Source organism: Delftia acidovorans NBRC 14950 (genome assembly GCF_001598795.1).
Classification (GTDB): Bacteria; Pseudomonadota; Gammaproteobacteria; order Burkholderiales; family Burkholderiaceae_C; genus Comamonas; species Comamonas acidovorans.
On sequence record NZ_BCZP01000007.1, the window covers coordinates 164,863 to 181,045 of the forward strand.

At 68.2% G+C, this 16,183-nt stretch carries 14 protein-coding genes; 4 read left to right on the top strand and 10 right to left on the bottom strand.

The window, feature by feature from the left end:
* Position 1: 1 nt before the first annotated feature.
* The 9 genes from DA1_RS11175 to DA1_RS11215 all read right to left on the bottom strand — a co-directional run bounded on the left by DA1_RS11175 (position 2) and on the right by DA1_RS11215 (position 10,816).
* On the bottom strand, positions 2 to 1,015 hold the full coding sequence (locus DA1_RS11175) for an ABC transporter substrate-binding protein (RefSeq protein WP_034395520.1): 1,014 nt from the start codon (positions 1,013 to 1,015) through the stop codon (positions 2 to 4).
* Positions 1,016 to 1,053: 38 nt separating this feature from the next.
* A complete protein-coding gene (locus DA1_RS11180; RefSeq protein ID WP_012206326.1) occupies positions 1,054 to 1,815 on the bottom strand; it encodes an ABC transporter permease in 762 nt (253 codons plus the stop codon).
* Positions 1,812 to 2,588 carry an ABC transporter ATP-binding protein gene (locus DA1_RS11185; RefSeq protein WP_034398795.1) on the bottom strand — a complete coding sequence of 259 codons (777 nt, stop codon included), beginning with the start codon at positions 2,586 to 2,588 and terminating at the stop codon, positions 1,812 to 1,814. Before DA1_RS11185 ends, DA1_RS11180 begins: the two co-directional genes overlap by 4 nt.
* Before the next feature lie 26 nt (positions 2,589 to 2,614).
* Positions 2,615 to 4,111 (bottom strand): acyl-CoA reductase, encoded by a 1,497-nt coding sequence (locus DA1_RS11190; RefSeq protein ID WP_034395515.1) that lies wholly within the window; start codon positions 4,109 to 4,111, stop codon positions 2,615 to 2,617.
* The gene (locus DA1_RS11195; protein ID WP_034395513.1) at positions 4,108 to 5,226 is read right to left on the bottom strand and encodes a LuxE/PaaK family acyltransferase; all 1,119 of its coding nucleotides are present in this window, start codon (positions 5,224 to 5,226) and stop codon (positions 4,108 to 4,110) included. Before DA1_RS11195 ends, DA1_RS11190 begins: the two co-directional genes overlap by 4 nt.
* Positions 5,227 to 5,413: 187 nt before the next feature.
* A complete protein-coding gene (locus DA1_RS11200) occupies positions 5,414 to 7,162 on the bottom strand; it encodes a YncE family protein (protein ID WP_034395510.1) in 1,749 nt (582 codons plus the stop codon).
* Positions 7,163 to 7,262: 100 nt separating this feature from the next.
* Positions 7,263 to 8,312 carry a DUF418 domain-containing protein gene (locus DA1_RS11205; RefSeq protein WP_034395507.1) on the bottom strand — a complete coding sequence of 350 codons (1,050 nt, stop codon included), beginning with the start codon at positions 8,310 to 8,312 and terminating at the stop codon, positions 7,263 to 7,265.
* A complete protein-coding gene (locus tag DA1_RS11210; protein WP_034398794.1) occupies positions 8,309 to 8,935 on the bottom strand; it encodes a TetR/AcrR family transcriptional regulator in 627 nt (208 codons plus the stop codon). Before DA1_RS11210 ends, DA1_RS11205 begins: the two co-directional genes overlap by 4 nt.
* 51 nt (positions 8,936 to 8,986) lie before the next feature.
* Positions 8,987 to 10,816 (bottom strand): CocE/NonD family hydrolase, encoded by a 1,830-nt coding sequence (locus tag DA1_RS11215; protein WP_012206333.1) that lies wholly within the window; start codon positions 10,814 to 10,816, stop codon positions 8,987 to 8,989.
* Positions 10,817 to 11,170: 354 nt separating this feature from the next.
* Between DA1_RS11215 and DA1_RS11220 the strand changes: the two genes are divergently transcribed.
* Both DA1_RS11220 and DA1_RS11225 read left to right on the top strand, forming a co-directional pair.
* Positions 11,171 to 11,458 carry a TFIIB-type zinc ribbon-containing protein gene (locus tag DA1_RS11220; RefSeq protein WP_013801755.1) on the top strand — a complete coding sequence of 96 codons (288 nt, stop codon included), beginning with the start codon at positions 11,171 to 11,173 and terminating at the stop codon, positions 11,456 to 11,458.
* Positions 11,459 to 11,539: 81 nt separating this feature from the next.
* Positions 11,540 to 12,040, top strand: a complete 501-nt coding sequence (locus tag DA1_RS11225; RefSeq protein ID WP_034395504.1) for a MarR family winged helix-turn-helix transcriptional regulator — start codon at positions 11,540 to 11,542, stop codon at positions 12,038 to 12,040.
* A gap of 6 nt (positions 12,041 to 12,046) precedes the next feature.
* On the opposite strand, the gene DA1_RS11230 is transcribed toward DA1_RS11225, so the two are convergent.
* Positions 12,047 to 12,934 (bottom strand): amidohydrolase family protein, encoded by an 888-nt coding sequence (locus DA1_RS11230; RefSeq protein ID WP_034395502.1) that lies wholly within the window; start codon positions 12,932 to 12,934, stop codon positions 12,047 to 12,049.
* Between the two features lie 195 nt (positions 12,935 to 13,129).
* Between DA1_RS11230 and DA1_RS11235 the strand changes: the two genes are divergently transcribed.
* Positions 13,130 to 14,839, top strand: a complete 1,710-nt coding sequence (locus DA1_RS11235) for a tannase/feruloyl esterase family alpha/beta hydrolase (RefSeq protein WP_034395499.1) — start codon at positions 13,130 to 13,132, stop codon at positions 14,837 to 14,839.
* Positions 14,840 to 15,022: 183 nt separating this feature from the next.
* Positions 15,023 to 16,171: a porin gene (locus tag DA1_RS11240; protein ID WP_034395496.1), complete on the top strand. Its 1,149-nt coding sequence runs from the start codon at positions 15,023 to 15,025 to the stop codon at positions 16,169 to 16,171.
* Positions 16,172 to 16,183: the final 12 nt, after the last annotated feature.

Genomic DNA, 16,183 nt, shown 5'->3' on the forward strand with positions numbered 1-16,183 from the left:
CTCATGCCCCGGGCAGCAGGCTGGTGTCCACCACGTCGGACACCTTGATCTGCCTTTGCACCATGCCCAGCGCGCGGTAGGCGTCGGCGCCCTTTTGCAGGGCGGCCAGGTCGAAGCTGCCCAGCGGCTTGCCGGCCTGCAGCGGCTGCGAAGACGCATTGCGCAGGCGGATCACGTCCAGGTTGATATCGCGCTGCGTGCCGTCGATGGCGTGCTTGCCGGCCAGCGTGGCGGCCTCCTCAGGGTTGGCCATCATCCAGGCGGCGCTGTCGCGGTAGCCCTTGAGGAAGGCGCGCAGCAGGTCCTTCTTGTCACGCAGCGTGTCCTCGCGCACCACGAACATGTCGCTGGAGATGTTCAGGTGGTCGCGCACCTGCATCACATCGACCTCGCCAATGCCTTTGCGCAGGCCCACGGCCAGGCCGGTGTCGGTGGCGGCCGTGGCATCGACCTGGCCCTGCATCAGCGGCGCGAAGTTGAGCAGGCCGGTGACGACGATGGTCACGTCCGATTCCTTGAGGCCGGCCTGGTGCAGCATCACCAGCAGGTTCTGGCGCGTGCCGCTGGACAGGCTGTAGACGCCGATCTTCTTGCCCTTGAGGTCCGCCGGCTTGCGGATGCCCGCCGACTTGAGCGAGACCACGTTGAACACGTTCTGCGGGTAGATGTCGTAGATGGCGACCAGCTTCTCGCCCTTGTCCAGCGCCATGAAGAAGGAGCCGGGGTCGGTGAAGGCCACATCGGCCTGGCCGCTGAGCATGTTGCGGATGGCGTCGCCGCCGCCTGCGCCGGGCAGGTAGGCCAGCTCCACGCCCTGGGCCTTGAAGAAGCCCTTGTCGGGCTCGGCCAGGATGTTGGTGATCTCGCTGATGGGCTTGCTCCATCCGGCCAGGCGGATCTTGCCCTGGGCGGGCGCGGCGGCTGCCGAGGTGCCGGCCAGAGCCAAGCCTGCCAAGCCAGCGGTGGCGCCCAGCAGGCTGCGGCGGGTGAGGAAGGGGGATTGCGGAGTGTGCATGGCGCTTGGGGAAAAGGTTTCGGAAGTGTTCAGGGTGGTCAGGCGGCGCGCGAGCGCAGCAGCCGGCGCTCCAGCACCAGGCAGGCCTGGTACAGCAGCAGGCCCATGGCGGCGATCAGCACCAGGGCCGCAAACATGAGGGTGGTGTCCATCATTCCCTGGGCGGCAATGACCACGGCGCCCAGGCCGCGGCTGGCGCCCATGAATTCGGCCACCACGGCGCCGACCAGGGCCAGCACCACGGCCACGCGCAGGCCCGCAAGAATGGCGGGCAGACCCGTGGGCAGCTTCAGGCGCAGCAGCGTCTGCAGCCGCGTGGCGCCCAGCATGCGAAACAGCTGCAGCCGCTGGGCATCGACCTGGCGCAGGCCGGTCAAGGTGTTTTCCATCAGCGGGAAAAAGCAGATCAGCGCCGTGATCAGCACCGTGGGCAGCATGCCGAAGCCGAACCACAGCACGAACAGCGGCGCCAGCGCCAGCTTGGGCACGACCTGGCTGACCACCACATAGGGCTTGAGCACACGCTCGAGCAGCTCGGATTCAGCCAGGGCCATGCCCGCCAGCAGGCCGATCGCGCTGCCGGCCGCCAGCCCCAGCAGCAGGGCCTGGAGCGTCGCCCGGATGTGCGGCCAGAAATAGCCCGTGGCCAGCCCCGTCCACAGCGATGCCGCAATGGCCGAGGGCGCCGGCAGCACCAGGGCGGACAGGCCCCATTGCCGCACCAGCAGCTCCCACAGGCCCAGCAGGACCAGCGCCAGCGCGGCGGCCAGCAGGCGGGCATGGAACAAGGACACCGTCATGCCGCCGTCCTGTCCATGGCTGCGCGCACGCGGGCGCAGTGCTCGTTGAACGCCGGCCCGTGGCGCATGGCCTGGGTGCGCGGCGCGGGCAGATCGACCGCCATGTCGGCCACGATGCGCCCGCCGTGCATGAGGGCGATGCGGTCGCCCAGGTAGACGGCCTCGTTGATGTCGTGGGTGACGAAGAGCACCGTGGTGCCGCGCTCGCGGCAGGTGCGCAGCAGGTCGTCCTGCAGCTCGGCGCGCGTGATGGCGTCCAGCGCGGCAAAGGGCTCGTCCAGCAGCAGCAGGGGCGGATCGAGCACCAGCGCCCGTGCCAGCGCCACGCGGCTTTGCTGCCCGCCCGAGAGATGGCGCGGATGGCGCTGCGCGTGGCTGGCCAGGCCCAGTTGCTCCAGCAGCGCCAGGGCGCGTTGCTCGTCCTGCGGCGCGGGGCGCCTTTGCAGCGACACGGGCAGCAGCACATTGCCCAGCGCCGTATGCCACTCCAGCAGCGTGGGCGCCTGGAACATGAAGCCCAGTTGCGGGCCGGGCTCGGCCAGCTCGGCGCCACGCAGCAGAATGCGGCCCGACTGCGGCCTGAGCAGCCCCGCCGCCAGCTTGAGCAAGGTGGTCTTGCCGCAGCCGCTGCTTCCCAGCAGGCAGTGGATCTCACCGGCCTGCACGCGCCAGTCCACGCCGTCCACCACCGGCGGGCGGCCCGGGTAGCTGAACACCACCTGTTCGATATCGAGAAACGCCATGCCGTCAGCCCCGTCTGTGATGCCCGTCATGCCCGTCGTGCCGGTGTGCATGGATGTCAATCCGCATACGGGGCGAACGGCTGCGCCGCCGCCTCGGCAGATTGCTCGATCTCGGTCATGCGCACCAGGTCCAGCAGGTTGAAGCGGCCGTCATGGTGCCAGCCGGCCTCGGGCATGCTCATGGAGCCGATGGCACTGATGCGCGTGACGCCGGCCGCGCCCAGCAGGCCCGCCAGCCGGTACAGCTGCTCGGGCGATGCGGCAATCCCGGCCGTCTGCAGGTATTCGCGCTGCGCGGCCACCACGGGCACGGCGTCATCCAGGCGGTCCACACCCACCACGGCAATCGTGCGGTACAGGGCCGTGGGCGCCAGCGGCTGCAGGCTGTCGCTGTACGCCACGCTCCAGGGCGCGTCAACGGGGCCCAGCAGCTGCTGCGCGTCGCCCGACCATTCCACGGACTGCTGCCAGCGGGCCACGGCGGCGCCCTCCTCCAGCTCCAACGGCCGGCGCGCAAAGCGCCGCTGCAGGTTGGCCAGCTCGGCCGCCAGATAGTCGGCAAAGGCACGCGCAGAGACGGGGGCGCCGCGCTCCACGTAGAAGACATGGGGCGAGTAGCAGCCCTGCTGGTCGTAGCGCATCACGTCCCAGGCCGCCAGCCGCGCCACGGCGGGCGCCTTGAGCGTGTCCAGCGCCTGGGCGCCCACCATGCCAAAGCCCAGCTTGTGGCCGTGTGGCAGAAAGCGCGTGGTCACGGGCAGGCGCTGGCGCAGTGCCTGCAGCGTCTGGTTGCCGCCGTAGGCGAGCACGGTGTCGGCCTCGGCGTGGAGCGCGGCGGCTCCACCGCCATCCACGCCATCGGCGCCATCCGCCCCATCCACCCCCCCCGCACCACTCCACCACACCACGGCCAGGCAATCGGCCAGCGGCGGGTGGACCTCGGCCAGCAGCCGCGCGAACCAGCCCGCGAACAGCGGCTCGGCGCTGGCCAGCTTGCCAATGGCCGGCGCCTTGACCAGCAGGCCGCAGACCAGGCTCCACAGGGACAGCGCAGGCACATTGCCGGCCCAGCTGTGCATCAGCAGGTCCGGCCCGAAGGCGCGCACCGCGCCGCCCTTGGGCGCGGGCTGGAAGCCGTCGAGCACGGCCGGGTTGGCAAAGTCCTCGGCCACGAAGCGCCGCAGCTGCGCGGCGCGAAAGGTCTTGAAGAAGCCCGTCAGCCCCAGGCGCACCATGTCGGCGTCATAGCCGCTGACCACGGGCAACCAGGTCTCGGCCTGGCGCCGATAGGGATCGCTGCGGTCCAGCAGGCGGGCGATGGCACGGTCGATGGCGTCGATGATCTCGGCTACGGGCATGGCCCTGAGGTGGCGGTCGGCGGCACGCCGCACGTGGGCCGCCAGCGCATGCATCTGCGGGCCGGTCAGCAGGGGCACGGAGACTTCCAGCCGCACGCCTCCGCGTTCGAAGGGCAGCACATGCCACTGCACCTCGGCCTCGCGCAAACCAGGCAGTTCGGGCAGGTAGCCGGCCGTGATCCGCTCGATGTTCATGCGGCAGCGGCCTTCACGAATTCATCGACCGCCAGCGAGCAGCCCTTGGCCGCTGCGCCCTCGGCACGCCCCAGCAACAGGAAACCGCTGTTCTCGCCATGGCCGGCCCACAGGCCCACATCCTCGGTGAGGATGGTGGTGACCGCGTTGTAGTTGGCCAGGTCGCAGTGCACGAGAATGCCGCGCTCGCCGGGCGCCACGCTGCGGCCGGTGACGGGCTCGACCAGGCGCGAGCGTATCCAGTGCGGCCCCGACTTGACCGAGGGCAGCGTGGCATTGCCGTCGTCATAGAACTGCGTGCTCAACTCGGTCATGCCGTACATGTTGATGCAGTGGCTGCGCGGCACGCCCAGCAGCCGGGACAGGTCGGCGTAGAAATCCTCCAGCGGCAGCTCGCGCGACTGGCCCTTGTAGCCGCCCGTGTCCAGGATGCGGCTGCCCGGCGGCAGGCAAAAGCTGCGGCCCTGCTCGCGCAGCGCATCCATCACATGCACCAGGCTGAAGCTGGCGCCCAGCAGCGCATAGGGGCGGCCGCTGCGCTCGGACTCCTCCAGCACGGCGCACAGGCCGGGCATGTCCAGTCCTTCGGGGGTGAGGAAGTAGCGGCTGTCGGGAGTGCCGAATTCCGTCTTGGCCAGCGCCAGGTAGTGGGCCAGCGAAGAGTTGGGCATGGCCTGCTCGTCGGGAAAGAGGATGCCCATGGGCAGGCGCTCGTGCCCGGCCATGAAGCGCTGCGCGAAGTTGCGCGTCATCGACGCATCGTAGACATCGAGCGCGGGATGGAAGTGGCGCCCGCGCGCGGACAGTCCCTTGGCCTGGCCCGTGGTGCCGCTGGTCATGAATACGCGCTCCGTGGGCGAGGCCGGCTCGCTGCGCAGCTCCATGGCCTTGAACGCGTCAATGGGCACGGCGGGAATGTCGCTCCAGGTCTTCACATTGCGCAGCGTGGCGCCGCGCCTCTGGCAGAAGCTGCGAAACGGCGCATTCGATTCGTATTGGTAGGCGAACAGCCGCAGGGCCAGGGCGTCGAACTGCTCGTCGGTGCAGCCGTCCATGGCGATGAATGCAAGCAGATCTGCGACCAGAGAAGCCGCCTGGGGCCGGGCCTTGTCCATGGAATTCCTTCGAGAGCTGGGACGTGATGCTCCGAAGGCTCCCCCGCCCGTGGCGCATGGGCGGCCACGCAGGGGTGCAAGCTCTTCTTCCGCCGGAATGACCCGGTTCAAGTTCTCGGGTGTGGATCTCAGCACTGGCGTGCACCCCGGAGCGGAGGGCTATCTTACAGCAGGGTCGCCAACCCCGTCAGGCCAGCAGGCGAACCCCAAAACCCAACAAGGTCGCGACATACAGCAGCACCAAGGCCTTGCCCAGCACACCGGTGTTGAACCAGAAGTGGCGTGCCACGGCGAAGTCCCAGGCGCCATCGCGCACCTGCAGCTGCGGCAACCGCGCCAGGATCTCGCGCCTGAACGCGGCCTCGTCGAACAGGGGACTGCCATTGAGTCGCAGGGGAATGGCGCGAAGGCCCATCCACAGATGCTGGCGCGTGCAGGTGACGCGACTGGCATCGAATTTTCGGGTCCTGCGTGCCATGCGTACCGCGATCCGATGCCCGTCCGTGGCTATGCGCATGGTCTCCAGCTGCTTGAGCTTGCGCCAGAGCCATGCATACAGACACAGCGGCAACACGGCCAAAAGCACCAGCAGGACACCGAGCATGCCCGTTGGATCGCACGATTTGTCCGGACCGCAGTCGCGCTGGTGCAAAAGCGGCAAGAACCAGTAGACCATCCCGCCAGCGACCAGGCAATGCAGAACGCCAACCATGGCAAGCGCACGCCTGCGCTTCACGGTACTACCCGCAAGCGCCGTGACCGAAGTGACCAACGGCTTTCCTTCCGAGGCTTGAGAAGCCTGCGCGGCGTGCTGAGACGGTGGGGGAGCCACTGCCGCGCTGCAGGCTTCGGTGTCGGCCACTTCCTGCCAGCGCTTGCCGCCCAATTGGCGCAATTCCCCTGCCTTCCAGGCAAGCCACAGTCCCAGAGCCATCAATACCCCGATGCTGCCCAGCAGGAACGAAGGCAACCGCCTGCTCCATTCATAGGACGAGCGGGCAGACGCCAGCTCGCCGCGGAATGGAGCATCCCCGAAAGGCTCCAGCACGCGGCCGTCCAGATCCACGCGATGGACGGTGAATTGGGTCATGTCCGGCAGCAACAACTCCTGACCCACCATGGCGATGGCGTTCGGGTCCTGGTCGGGCGAAAGCGGCATCACCCGTTCAGGCTTCAACTGGGAATCCATCAACAGCAGATCTGCTCCCCGCATGCTCGAGTCTGCCACCAGCACCCATAGACGCTGCTGGCCATCCAGCTGCATGGCGAACGGGAAGCGGCGCCCGGAACGCAGGCCCGCATATTCCACGGGAAATACGGCAGGCGCGGCCTGGGTGCTCTGTGCCGTATCGATTTGCGCAATCTGATGGCGGTTGGTATTGGCCACCCACATGCGCTCGCCTACCTGCAGCGTCTGATTCGGAAAGCGCAGGCCTTCGCTGTAGGTCTTGAGCAGCACATAGGCTTGCGCTGCACTGGAAGCGGCGTCGCGCTGGTAAACGAGAACGCGGTGATGGGATGCGTCGGAGACCACAATCTGCGCTTCATCGGCCGTTACCCGCATCCAGCGATAGCCACCGCGTATGGACAAATCGGGCAGATCCAGCGCCACGCAGCGCTGCATTGCCAGATCGCAGCGATGCACACGTCCCTGGTCATGCGCCCAAAGCGTCTTCTCGCCAATGAACTGAAGGCTGCTGACCGATGGAGTCAAACCCAATTGCGCCAACTCCAGACGCTGCAGGCGTGTGCCCTGCCGATCAAACTGATGCAAAGCGCCATGGCTTTGAATCCACACTGTATTGCCTTGGATTGAGGGAAGCCTGGGGCCCAATGGGTCGGGCAACAGCCAACCCCGAAAGACAAAGGCCAGGATCAACAGGCATTGCAGCCCGATCACAGCCCTGAGCCATTTCTTGTAAACCGCCTCAGCCATTGAATCTCCCCCATTTTTGAATGGAGGCAAGTGTAGACAAACAAGGCATTGCGGCCATCAAAACGATGACTTCATTCGAGCGCAATTTCCAAACTGTGGATCAATCCAGTGCCGTCAGCCGCCGCATCACCCACTCCACGGGCCCCTGCGCCACCTTCTTGCTCCAGGCCCAGGCGGCCAGGCTGGCGATGATCACGTACAGCGCGGCGGCCACGGCCACTTCGCGCAGGCTGCGTGATCCGTCCAGCGCGCCCAGGGCCTCCAGCAGGCCCATGCCGATGAGGATGTGTGCCAGGTACAGGGTCAGCGTCATGCGCCCGGCCGGCAGCAGGCCGCGCCACGGTCCAGCGGGCCAGCGGTCGGCCAGCCGCAGGCAGACGCCTATGGCAATGCTGGCGCAGCCCAGGCCCATCAGCAGGTAGGCTGGGCCGGGCGGCATGGGGCCGGTGGCCAGCCAGGCAGCCCATTCACTCTGTGCCGCAAGTGCCGAGACGGCGCAGGCCAAGCCCACCATCGCAACACCGCAAGCCACCAGACCCCACTGCACGCGCGGCTCGGCCAGCGGCAGGCGTGCCAGCAGCATGCCGCAGAGGAAAAAGGCAAACCAGGGCAGCACCGGATGGAAGCCGTTGAACAGCAGGTTGCGCGCAAAGCCGGCCGGCTCCCACAGACCCTGGTAGGACAGGCTCGCCCAGTCCCAGCCCTGGCTGTAGTCCAGCTGCAGCAAGGCCGTGGCGGACAGCACGGCCACGGCCGCCATGCCGGCCAGCAGCGCCCGTGCGCCGGCCTGCAGCCAGGCGATGGCCAGCACGAAATACACCGCGTAGTAGTGAATGATGTCGGCCGGAAAGATCAGCAGGTTCATGCCACCGGCCACCAGCAGGAACAGCGCGCGGCGCAGCGTCCAGAGGCGCGCCGTGGCCGGCTCCAGCGAGCGCGTGGCCAGCACCAGGCCCAGTCCCGCCAGCACCACGAAGGTGGCCGAGGCCTTGCCCTCCAGAAAATGGAAGAACGACAGCAGCCAGCCCGGCTCCTGCAGCGCGGGATGCATGGCCTGCTTGAAGTTGACGAACACCATGCCTGCCAGCGCCAGGTAGCGCGCCAGGTCCAACCCCGCCAGGCGGGCGCCCCTGCCGGTGGCGTGCCTCATGTCGCGTCCCCCCGTACCTCGCCTCCAAGCAGGCAGGCCAGCAAGGCGGGATGCAGCACATCGACCCCTTCATCCGCCCCCGCGTCTTCTTGCGGCGTCACCGCCAGCGCAAAGCGCAGCGCATCGCTTTCCACGGCATCCAGCAGCAGTTGCGCGGCCAGGCGCACGGGCACGGCGGGCCGCAAGAGGCCCTGCTGCGCCCCGCGCTCCATGAAGCCGGCCAAGCCGTCGAGCATGCGCCTGCGGTTGGCCTCGAAGGCCGGCGCCAGCCCGGGCGAACGCGCGATCTCGGACAGGCATTCGGCGCTGAGCACGGCCCATTCCCGCTGGCGGCACAGCGCCTGGTAGGCGGCCAGGAATTGCGCCACCACAGGCAGCGAAGGGGCTGCGGCCCGCTCCAGCGCCTGCAGCAAGGGCAGCAGCTCGGTCTGCTCCTGCGTGGCGACCTCGGCAATCAAGGCCTGCTTGCTGTCGAAGTGGTTGTACAGATTGCCCAGGCTCACCGAGGCAGCCTGCGCGATGTCGCGCATGCTGGTGCAGTGAAAGCCGCGCTCCACGAAGCACTGCAGGGCGGCCTCCACGATGACGGCCCGGCGCTCGCTGATGTCTTCTTTCTTTTTCATGCCCCGGATGATGAACGAACGTTCATTCATAGTCAACACCGGGGCATGAAATCACAGCGGCGGCAGGGGGCCCACGCCCGAAGGAACGGCCTCCTCGTTGGGCCTGCAGGGCTGGCGCAGCATGCGCCGGCAGTCCGGCAGCTGCCGCTCATGGGCATAGGCGATATGGCCCAGCACGATCTTCGAGGGCCGGCTGCGGTCCAGCCAGACGGTGTTGGTCGAAGGCGTGGACAGATGGTCGAAGGCCCAGTACCCGGTCTGCGAAGGCGTGTCCAGGGTCACGCGCAGGCTGGAGCCCGCGCGGAACACATGGGCGAATTTCTGGATTTCCACGCGCATCAGCGTGGGCTCGCCGGGGCGCAGCGGGCGCACGGCGGCCTCGGTGAAATCACCCCAGGGCCGCAAGGCGGTGGAGCGCTGGCCGTCCAGCGCACGCATGGAGGCACGCAGCCAGCCGCGCTGCACGAACATCTCCTGGCCGTCGGGACGCACCTCCGAGACAGTGACCTGCACATCGGTGTCGCCGGCCGTGGCGCTGAGCCACAGGTCCAGCGAGGCCTCGCCATAAAAGCTCAGCGCGCGCGGCAGCGGGGCCGTGGTGAAGCGCAGCAGGCCCTGCCCGGCGGGGCTGGCCGTCCATTGGCCTGCGCCGGACTCGGTGTCCGCGTCGGGATGGTTGGCCTCGGCGCCCGGCAGCGGGTAGCGGTAGCTGGCCGACTGGCGCTCGGCCTGCGGCGGCGCATCGCCCAGCCCGCCGCCCGGCTGCAGCCACAGCGTCATCGGCGTGACGCGCACGGGCAGCCGGTCAAAGCTGGCCACGGCCGAGGGGCGCAGCTGCCCATAGTCGCCCCCACCGTTCATCCACTGCATTTCCTGCGCCAGCAGCACGCGGGGAGTGTGCTCGAAGCCGTTGCTCTCGCCCTTGAGAAAGCGCGCGTAAAAGCGCTTCATGGTCTCGCGCAGAAAGGGGGCGTTGTCGGTGTGGTGGTCGCCGTTGGAGCTGATCAGCCACATCTTGTCCGGGGCGATGCTGTCCTCGTAGTAGCCCATGCGGGTGCCCACCTGCTCGTCCTGCCAGGACTGGGTGCCCAGCGTGGGGATGTCGATGCGGTGCGTGGAGTTCATGGCGCTCTTGAGCGCGTAGCGGGCGCCGAAGAAGCGGTCCTCGTCCAGCCAGCGCGCCATGTCCAGGTCGGGGCGCTGGATCTTGCGGATGTTGTCCTCCACGACCTGGGCGCATCCGGTATCGCCGTCCAGCGCCCTGGCATCGTCGGCGGCCTTGCGCCATATCGCGGGGAACTGCCGCCACCAGTTGGCGGGAAAGCCGATGTTCTGGATGCCGCCCGGATAGGCCACGTCGCGGTAGGGATCGGCCACGTTCTTGCCCGGCGCGATCGCCTTGAGGCTGGGCGGACGCTGTGCCGCCACCCACAGCTGGTCGTAGCCCGAGTACGAATAGCCCACCATGCCCACCTTGCCCGTGGACCACGCCTGGCGCGCCGCCCACTCCACCGCATGCGCCCCGGCCGCGCCCACGGAGGCATCGGCCCACTGGTTCTCGCCGGTGGAGCAGCCCGTGCCGGGCACGTTCAGGCCCATCACGGCATAGCCTTCCTTGGTCCACTCCTGGGTGGTCTGGTCCGTGACCGAGCCCGATCCGTAGCCGTCGTACTCCATCAGCACGGGAAATGGCCCCGGCCCCTTGGGAAAGACCACCGAATAGCGCATCTTGTTGCCGTCAGGCAGCTGGATGTAGCCCCAGATGCGCGGCCCGGGGTTGGTGCTGCCCGAAGAGCCCCCGCCGCAGGCCGCGAGGCCCAGGGCAAGGGTGGCGATGCCGGCCGCGCCGAGCCACGCGCGGGAATGGCGAAAAGTCATCATGGATGGTCCTCCTGGTTGCTGATGCAGTCATGCCCGCAAGGGGGCAGGCCGCAATGTAGGACCGTCCGGGCACATGGCGCACGCGCAGGCTGAAGGGGGGCTAAAGGGGGGATGAAGGGGCGCTGAAGCGCGCCTGAAGACAGGCTGAAGGCAAACGCGGCCAGTCGCCACGGCCCTCGGCCCCGGGGGCGGCATGGACTGGCACGACATGGTGATGGCGCTTGGAGCGACGGAACTATCCATCGCCCCCGCAGTCGAACGGCCTTCGCTGGAGACCTCAACGCATAACAGCCCGGCCCACACTCCATCGTTGCCGATGGAGCCACTGCCTGAACAGGCAAAGGTGAAACTGTCATGCAATGTCCCGCCTGCCGAGATGCCACGCTCATCATCTCCGAGCGCCAGAACATAGAGATCGACTACTGCCCCCAATGCCGCGGAGTCTGGCTGGACCGCGGAGAGCTGGACAAGCTCATCGAGCGCTCCGCCGCCCAGGCACCCGCAGCGCCAACAGCCTATGAACGCCCGCAGGAACGGCGCGCGGGCCCTGACGGATCCCATGACCGGCGCGAGCACTCCAGCCACGATGGCTACCGCCGCAAGAAGCGCGAAGGCTTTCTCTCCGATCTTTTCGACTTCTAGCACCAGGGCAAGTCCGCTGCGCCGGCATCGGGACATGGCAGCCGCGCCCCACTATGATTCGGCTTTCAGTTCCTTGTCCCCATGCCCCGCGCCCGCACACCCAAGCCCGCTCCTGCCGAAGAGAACACGGCCCCGTCCAGCACTACAGCGCCAGGGCCGTCCATCGACGCCTCCTTCCTGCACACCCTCGTGGGCTACAACGCCCGGCGTGCCTCGCTGTCCATCATCGAAGTGTTCGTGGAGCGCATGGCCACCCACGATCTCAAGATGGTGGAGTTCTCCGTGCTCTCCCTGGTGTCCCACAACCCCGGCATCACCTCGCGCCAGTTGTGCGCGGCGCTGGATGTGATGCCGCCCAACCTGGTGGGCCTCATCGCAGCGCTGGAGCGCCGCAAGCTGATCGAGCGGCGCACCCACCCCACCGACCGCCGCGCCGTGGGCGTGCACCTGACGCCGGCCGGCGCCGAGCTCACGGCACGGGCGGAAAGAACGGCGGCGGAATTGGAAATGGATGCCACCTACCGCCTGACCGACGCCGAGCGCAGGACGCTGATCCAGCTGCTGCAGAAGATCTACAACTGAGCGCGCTCAGTCCGCCTTCTCCGCTGCCGGCTGCTCCAGCCCCAGCAGCCGCACCGCGTTGCCCTTGAGGATGCCGGGCATCACCTCGGGCTTGAAGCCGGCTTCCTGGAAATCCTTCATCCAGCGCTCGGGCGTGATCAGCGGATAGTCGCTGCCGAAGAGCACGCGGTCCTTGAGCAGGGTGTTGGCGTACTGCACCAGCTGCCGGGGAAAGTACTTGGGGCTCCAGCCCGACAGATCGATCCAGACATTGGGCTTGTGCAGGGCCACGGACAGGGCCTCGTCCTGCCAGGGAAAGCTGGGGTGGGCCATCACGATCTGCATGTCGGGAAAGTCGATGGCCACGTCGTCCAGGTGCATGGGATTGCTGTAGGCCAGGCGCAGGCCGCCGCCGCAGCGCATGCCGCTGCCAATGCCGCTGTGGCCCGTGTGGAAGATGGCCGGCAGTTGGTACTCGGCCACCACCTCGTAGATCGGCCAGGCCATGCGGTCGTAGGGATGGAAGCCCTGCACCGTGGGGTGGAACTTGAAGCCCCTGACGCCCTCTTCCTCGATCAGCCGCCGCGCCTCGCGCGCGCCCATGCGGCCCTTGTGCGGATCGATGCTGGCGAAGGCCACCATCATGTCGCTGTTGGCCCGCGCAGCCTCGGCGATCTCCTCGTTGGGAATGCGGCGCCGGCCCAGCTGCGACTCGCTGTCCACCGTGAACATCACCAGGCCCAGGTTGCGCTCGCGGTAGTAGGCCACGGTCTCGGCGATGGTCGGGCGCCGGCCGTTGCCGAAGTACTTGTCGGCGGCGCGGTCGTACTCCTCGCCGTAGTTGTCGAACGGGTTCCAGCAGCTCACCGCGGCATGCGTGTGGATGTCGATGGCAATGAGTTTTTCGTGGTCCATGTCTGTCTCCTGTGCAGCCTGCTGCCTGCCCCGGCATCAAGGGGAAGTCCCAATAAGAAATTCGCAAAGGCCGCTTGAATTGGTTATTAAATATAACCAAAATCGCGGCCATCAGAAAGCGATGCGGATGCGGGCAACGGCTGCCACGCAACGGTTTCGCGCTGAGGCTTCACACCACCTTCCGAGGAGACAGACATGGACAGAAAGATCCACAAGACCCGTTCCCGCGCCTTGCCGGCCACGCTGGCCGCCGCCCTTCCCGCCCTGCTGCTGTCGGCCTGCGGCGGCTCGAGCGACGGCATCGCACAGCTGGCCGAGGCCCGCCCCGCCACGCTGCTGTCGTGCACGGACCTGGCCGCGAAAATATCCTTCCCCAACACCCGCATCACCGCCGCCGAGACCGTGGCCGCCGGCACGCTGACGGTGGCAGGCAAGCCCATTGCCGAGCACTGCCGCGTGACCGGCCGCATGCACGAGCGCGTCAGCACCGTCGACGGTCAGAACTACGCCGTGGGCTTCGAGATGCGCCTGCCGCGCGACTGGAACGGGCGCTTTTTCTACCAGGCCAACGGCGGCCTGGACGGCAGCGTGAGCACGGCCGTGGGCGCACTGGGCGGCGGGCCGCTGGGCAATGCGCTGCAGATGGGCTTTGCCGTGCTCAGCTCCGATGCGGGGCATGCAGGCAGCCTGGGCCCCTTCTTCGGCCTGGACCCGCAGGCGCGGCTGGACTACGGCTACCAGGCCGTGGGCAAGCTCACGCCCATGGCGCGCAGCGCGCTGCAGACTGCCTATGGCAAGGGCCCGGACCGCTCCTACCTGGGCGGCTGCTCCAACGGCGGGCGCCACGCCATGGTGGCGGCCTCGCGCTATGCCGACCAGTACGACGGCATCATTGCCGGCAACCCCGGCACGCGCCTGCCGCTGGCGGCCATTGCCAACATTGCCGGTGCCCAGGGCTATGCGAAGCTGGCCACCACGACACAGGATCTGGGCACGGGCTTCACCCAGGCCGAGCGCCGCCTGGTCAGCCAGGCCGTGCTGGCCCGGTGCGATGCGCTGGACGGCGCCACCGACGGCATGGTGCAGGCCGGCGCAGCCTGCCAGGCGAGCTTCGACCTGGCGCGCGACGTGCCCACCTGCGGCGGCGCGCGCGACGGCAGCTGCCTCAGCGCCGAGCAAAAGAGCACCATTGCCGGCCTGTTCAAGGGCGCCACCACCAGCGGCGGCAGCCGCATCTACAGCAGCTTCCCGTATGACGCAGGGCTGGATACGGCCGGCTGGGCCGGCTGGAAATTCTCCAACTCGCTGAACCTGGACACCGGCGCCGTGGGCCTGGTCTGGCAGGCGCCACCCGAGAACCCGGCCAGCTTCAACGGCCCGCAGTTCGCGCTGACAGGCAGCGTGGACAGCATGCTGGCCAAGGTCCAGGCCACGACGGCGCTGTACACCGAAAGCGCGCTGTCCTTCATGCTCCCGCCCGACTACGGCAAGCTGCCCGTGCTGCGCAACCGGGGCGCCAAGCTCATGGTCTACCACGGCACGGCCGATCCCATCTTCTCCAGCGACGACACCGTGCAGTGGTACGACACGCTGCGCCGCAACCATGGCGACGCCGCCGACTTCGCCCGCCTGTACCTGGTGCCCGGCATGAACCACTGCAGCGGCGGCCCGGCCACCGAGCAGTTCGACATGCTCAGCTCCCTCGTGGCCTGGGTGGAGAAAGGCCAGGCGCCAGACCGCGTGATCGCCAGTGCGCGCGGCGCAGGCAATGCGGGCGGCGCCAACGCCGACCTGCCCGCCACCTGGTCGCCCACGCGCACCCGGCCGCTGTGCCCCCATCCGCTGGCCGCCCACTACAACGGCAGCGGCGACATGGAAAGCGCTGCCAGCTTCAGCTGCCGCTGACCGTGCACTGAAGGCGGGCGGCGCCTGAACGGTCTCCTGAACGGCCCGCCCCCTCCGCCCTCATCCACCCCTTGTCCGCAGTCCCGCCCCCGGCGGGGCCGGGCCCCGCTGCGCCTGAAAAAAAGGCGCGCGGACACCCACGCCAAGACGGCAACGATTTTTCAAACCAGAGGAGACATCACCATGCAAAAAACCCCATCCCCGCTGACCCTGGCGGCCGCCGCCGTGCTGGCCCTGGCCGGCTCCAGCACCAGCTTCGGCGCCTTCGCGCAAGGCACCTCCAGCGTCACGCTCTACGGCATCGTCGATGTGGGCGTGGAGCACCTGAACAACGTGGCGGCAGGCGGCGGTCTCAGCCGCATGCCATCGACCACCAGCCTGGTGCCCTCGCGCTGGGGCCTGCGCGGCAGCGAGGACCTGGGCGGCGGCCTCAAGGCCATCTACACGCTGGAGTCGGGCTTTGCGCCCGACCAGGGCACCTTCAACCAGGGCGGGCGCGGCTTTGGGCGCCAAAGCTGGGTGGGACTGGGCGGCAACTGGGGCAGCCTGACCATGGGCCGCCAGAACTCCATGCTGTTCTGGTCACTGCTCGATTCGGACATCATCGGCCCGGCCGTCTTCGCCATGGGCTCGCTGGACGCCTACATTCCCAACTCGCGCGCCGACAACATGCTGGCCTGGCGCGGCAACTTCGGCGGCCTGGCGCTGGGCGCGGGCTACAGCTTCGGGCGCGATGCCGTCAACGCAGGCCCCAGCCCCGCCGGCACCAACTGCCCGGGCGAGAGCGGATCGGACACGCAGGCCTGCCGCCAGTGGTCGCTGTATGCCAAGTACGACACGCCCGTCTGGGGCCTGGCGCTGGGCTACGAACAGCAAAACGGCCGCACGCCGGCCTCGTCCACCGACCCGGTGTTCGGCGGCATGAACTCCAGCGCCAAGCATGACGAGCGGCTGCACCTGGGCGGCTACTTCAAGCTGGCCGGCGTGAAGGTCGGCGGCGGCCTGCTGCGCCGCGACAACGATGGCGACGCCGTCAAGCCGCGCAGCAACCTCTGGTACGTGGGCGCCTCGTACCCGGTCACCGAGGCGCTGGTGCTCGAAACCCAATGGCTGACGCTGCGCTACCGCGGCGTGTCGGGCTACGACTCCGACCTGCTGGTGGCACGCGCCATCTACAACCTGTCCAAGCGCACGGCGGTCTACACCCAGCTCGGCCACATCCGCAACGACCGCCTGGCCACCGTCTCGGTCAGCGGCGGCGCCCCGGGCAGCAACACCGCGCCGGGCCGCTCGCAGACCGGCATCAACGTCGGCATCCGCCACATGTTCTGAGCCTGTTCTTTC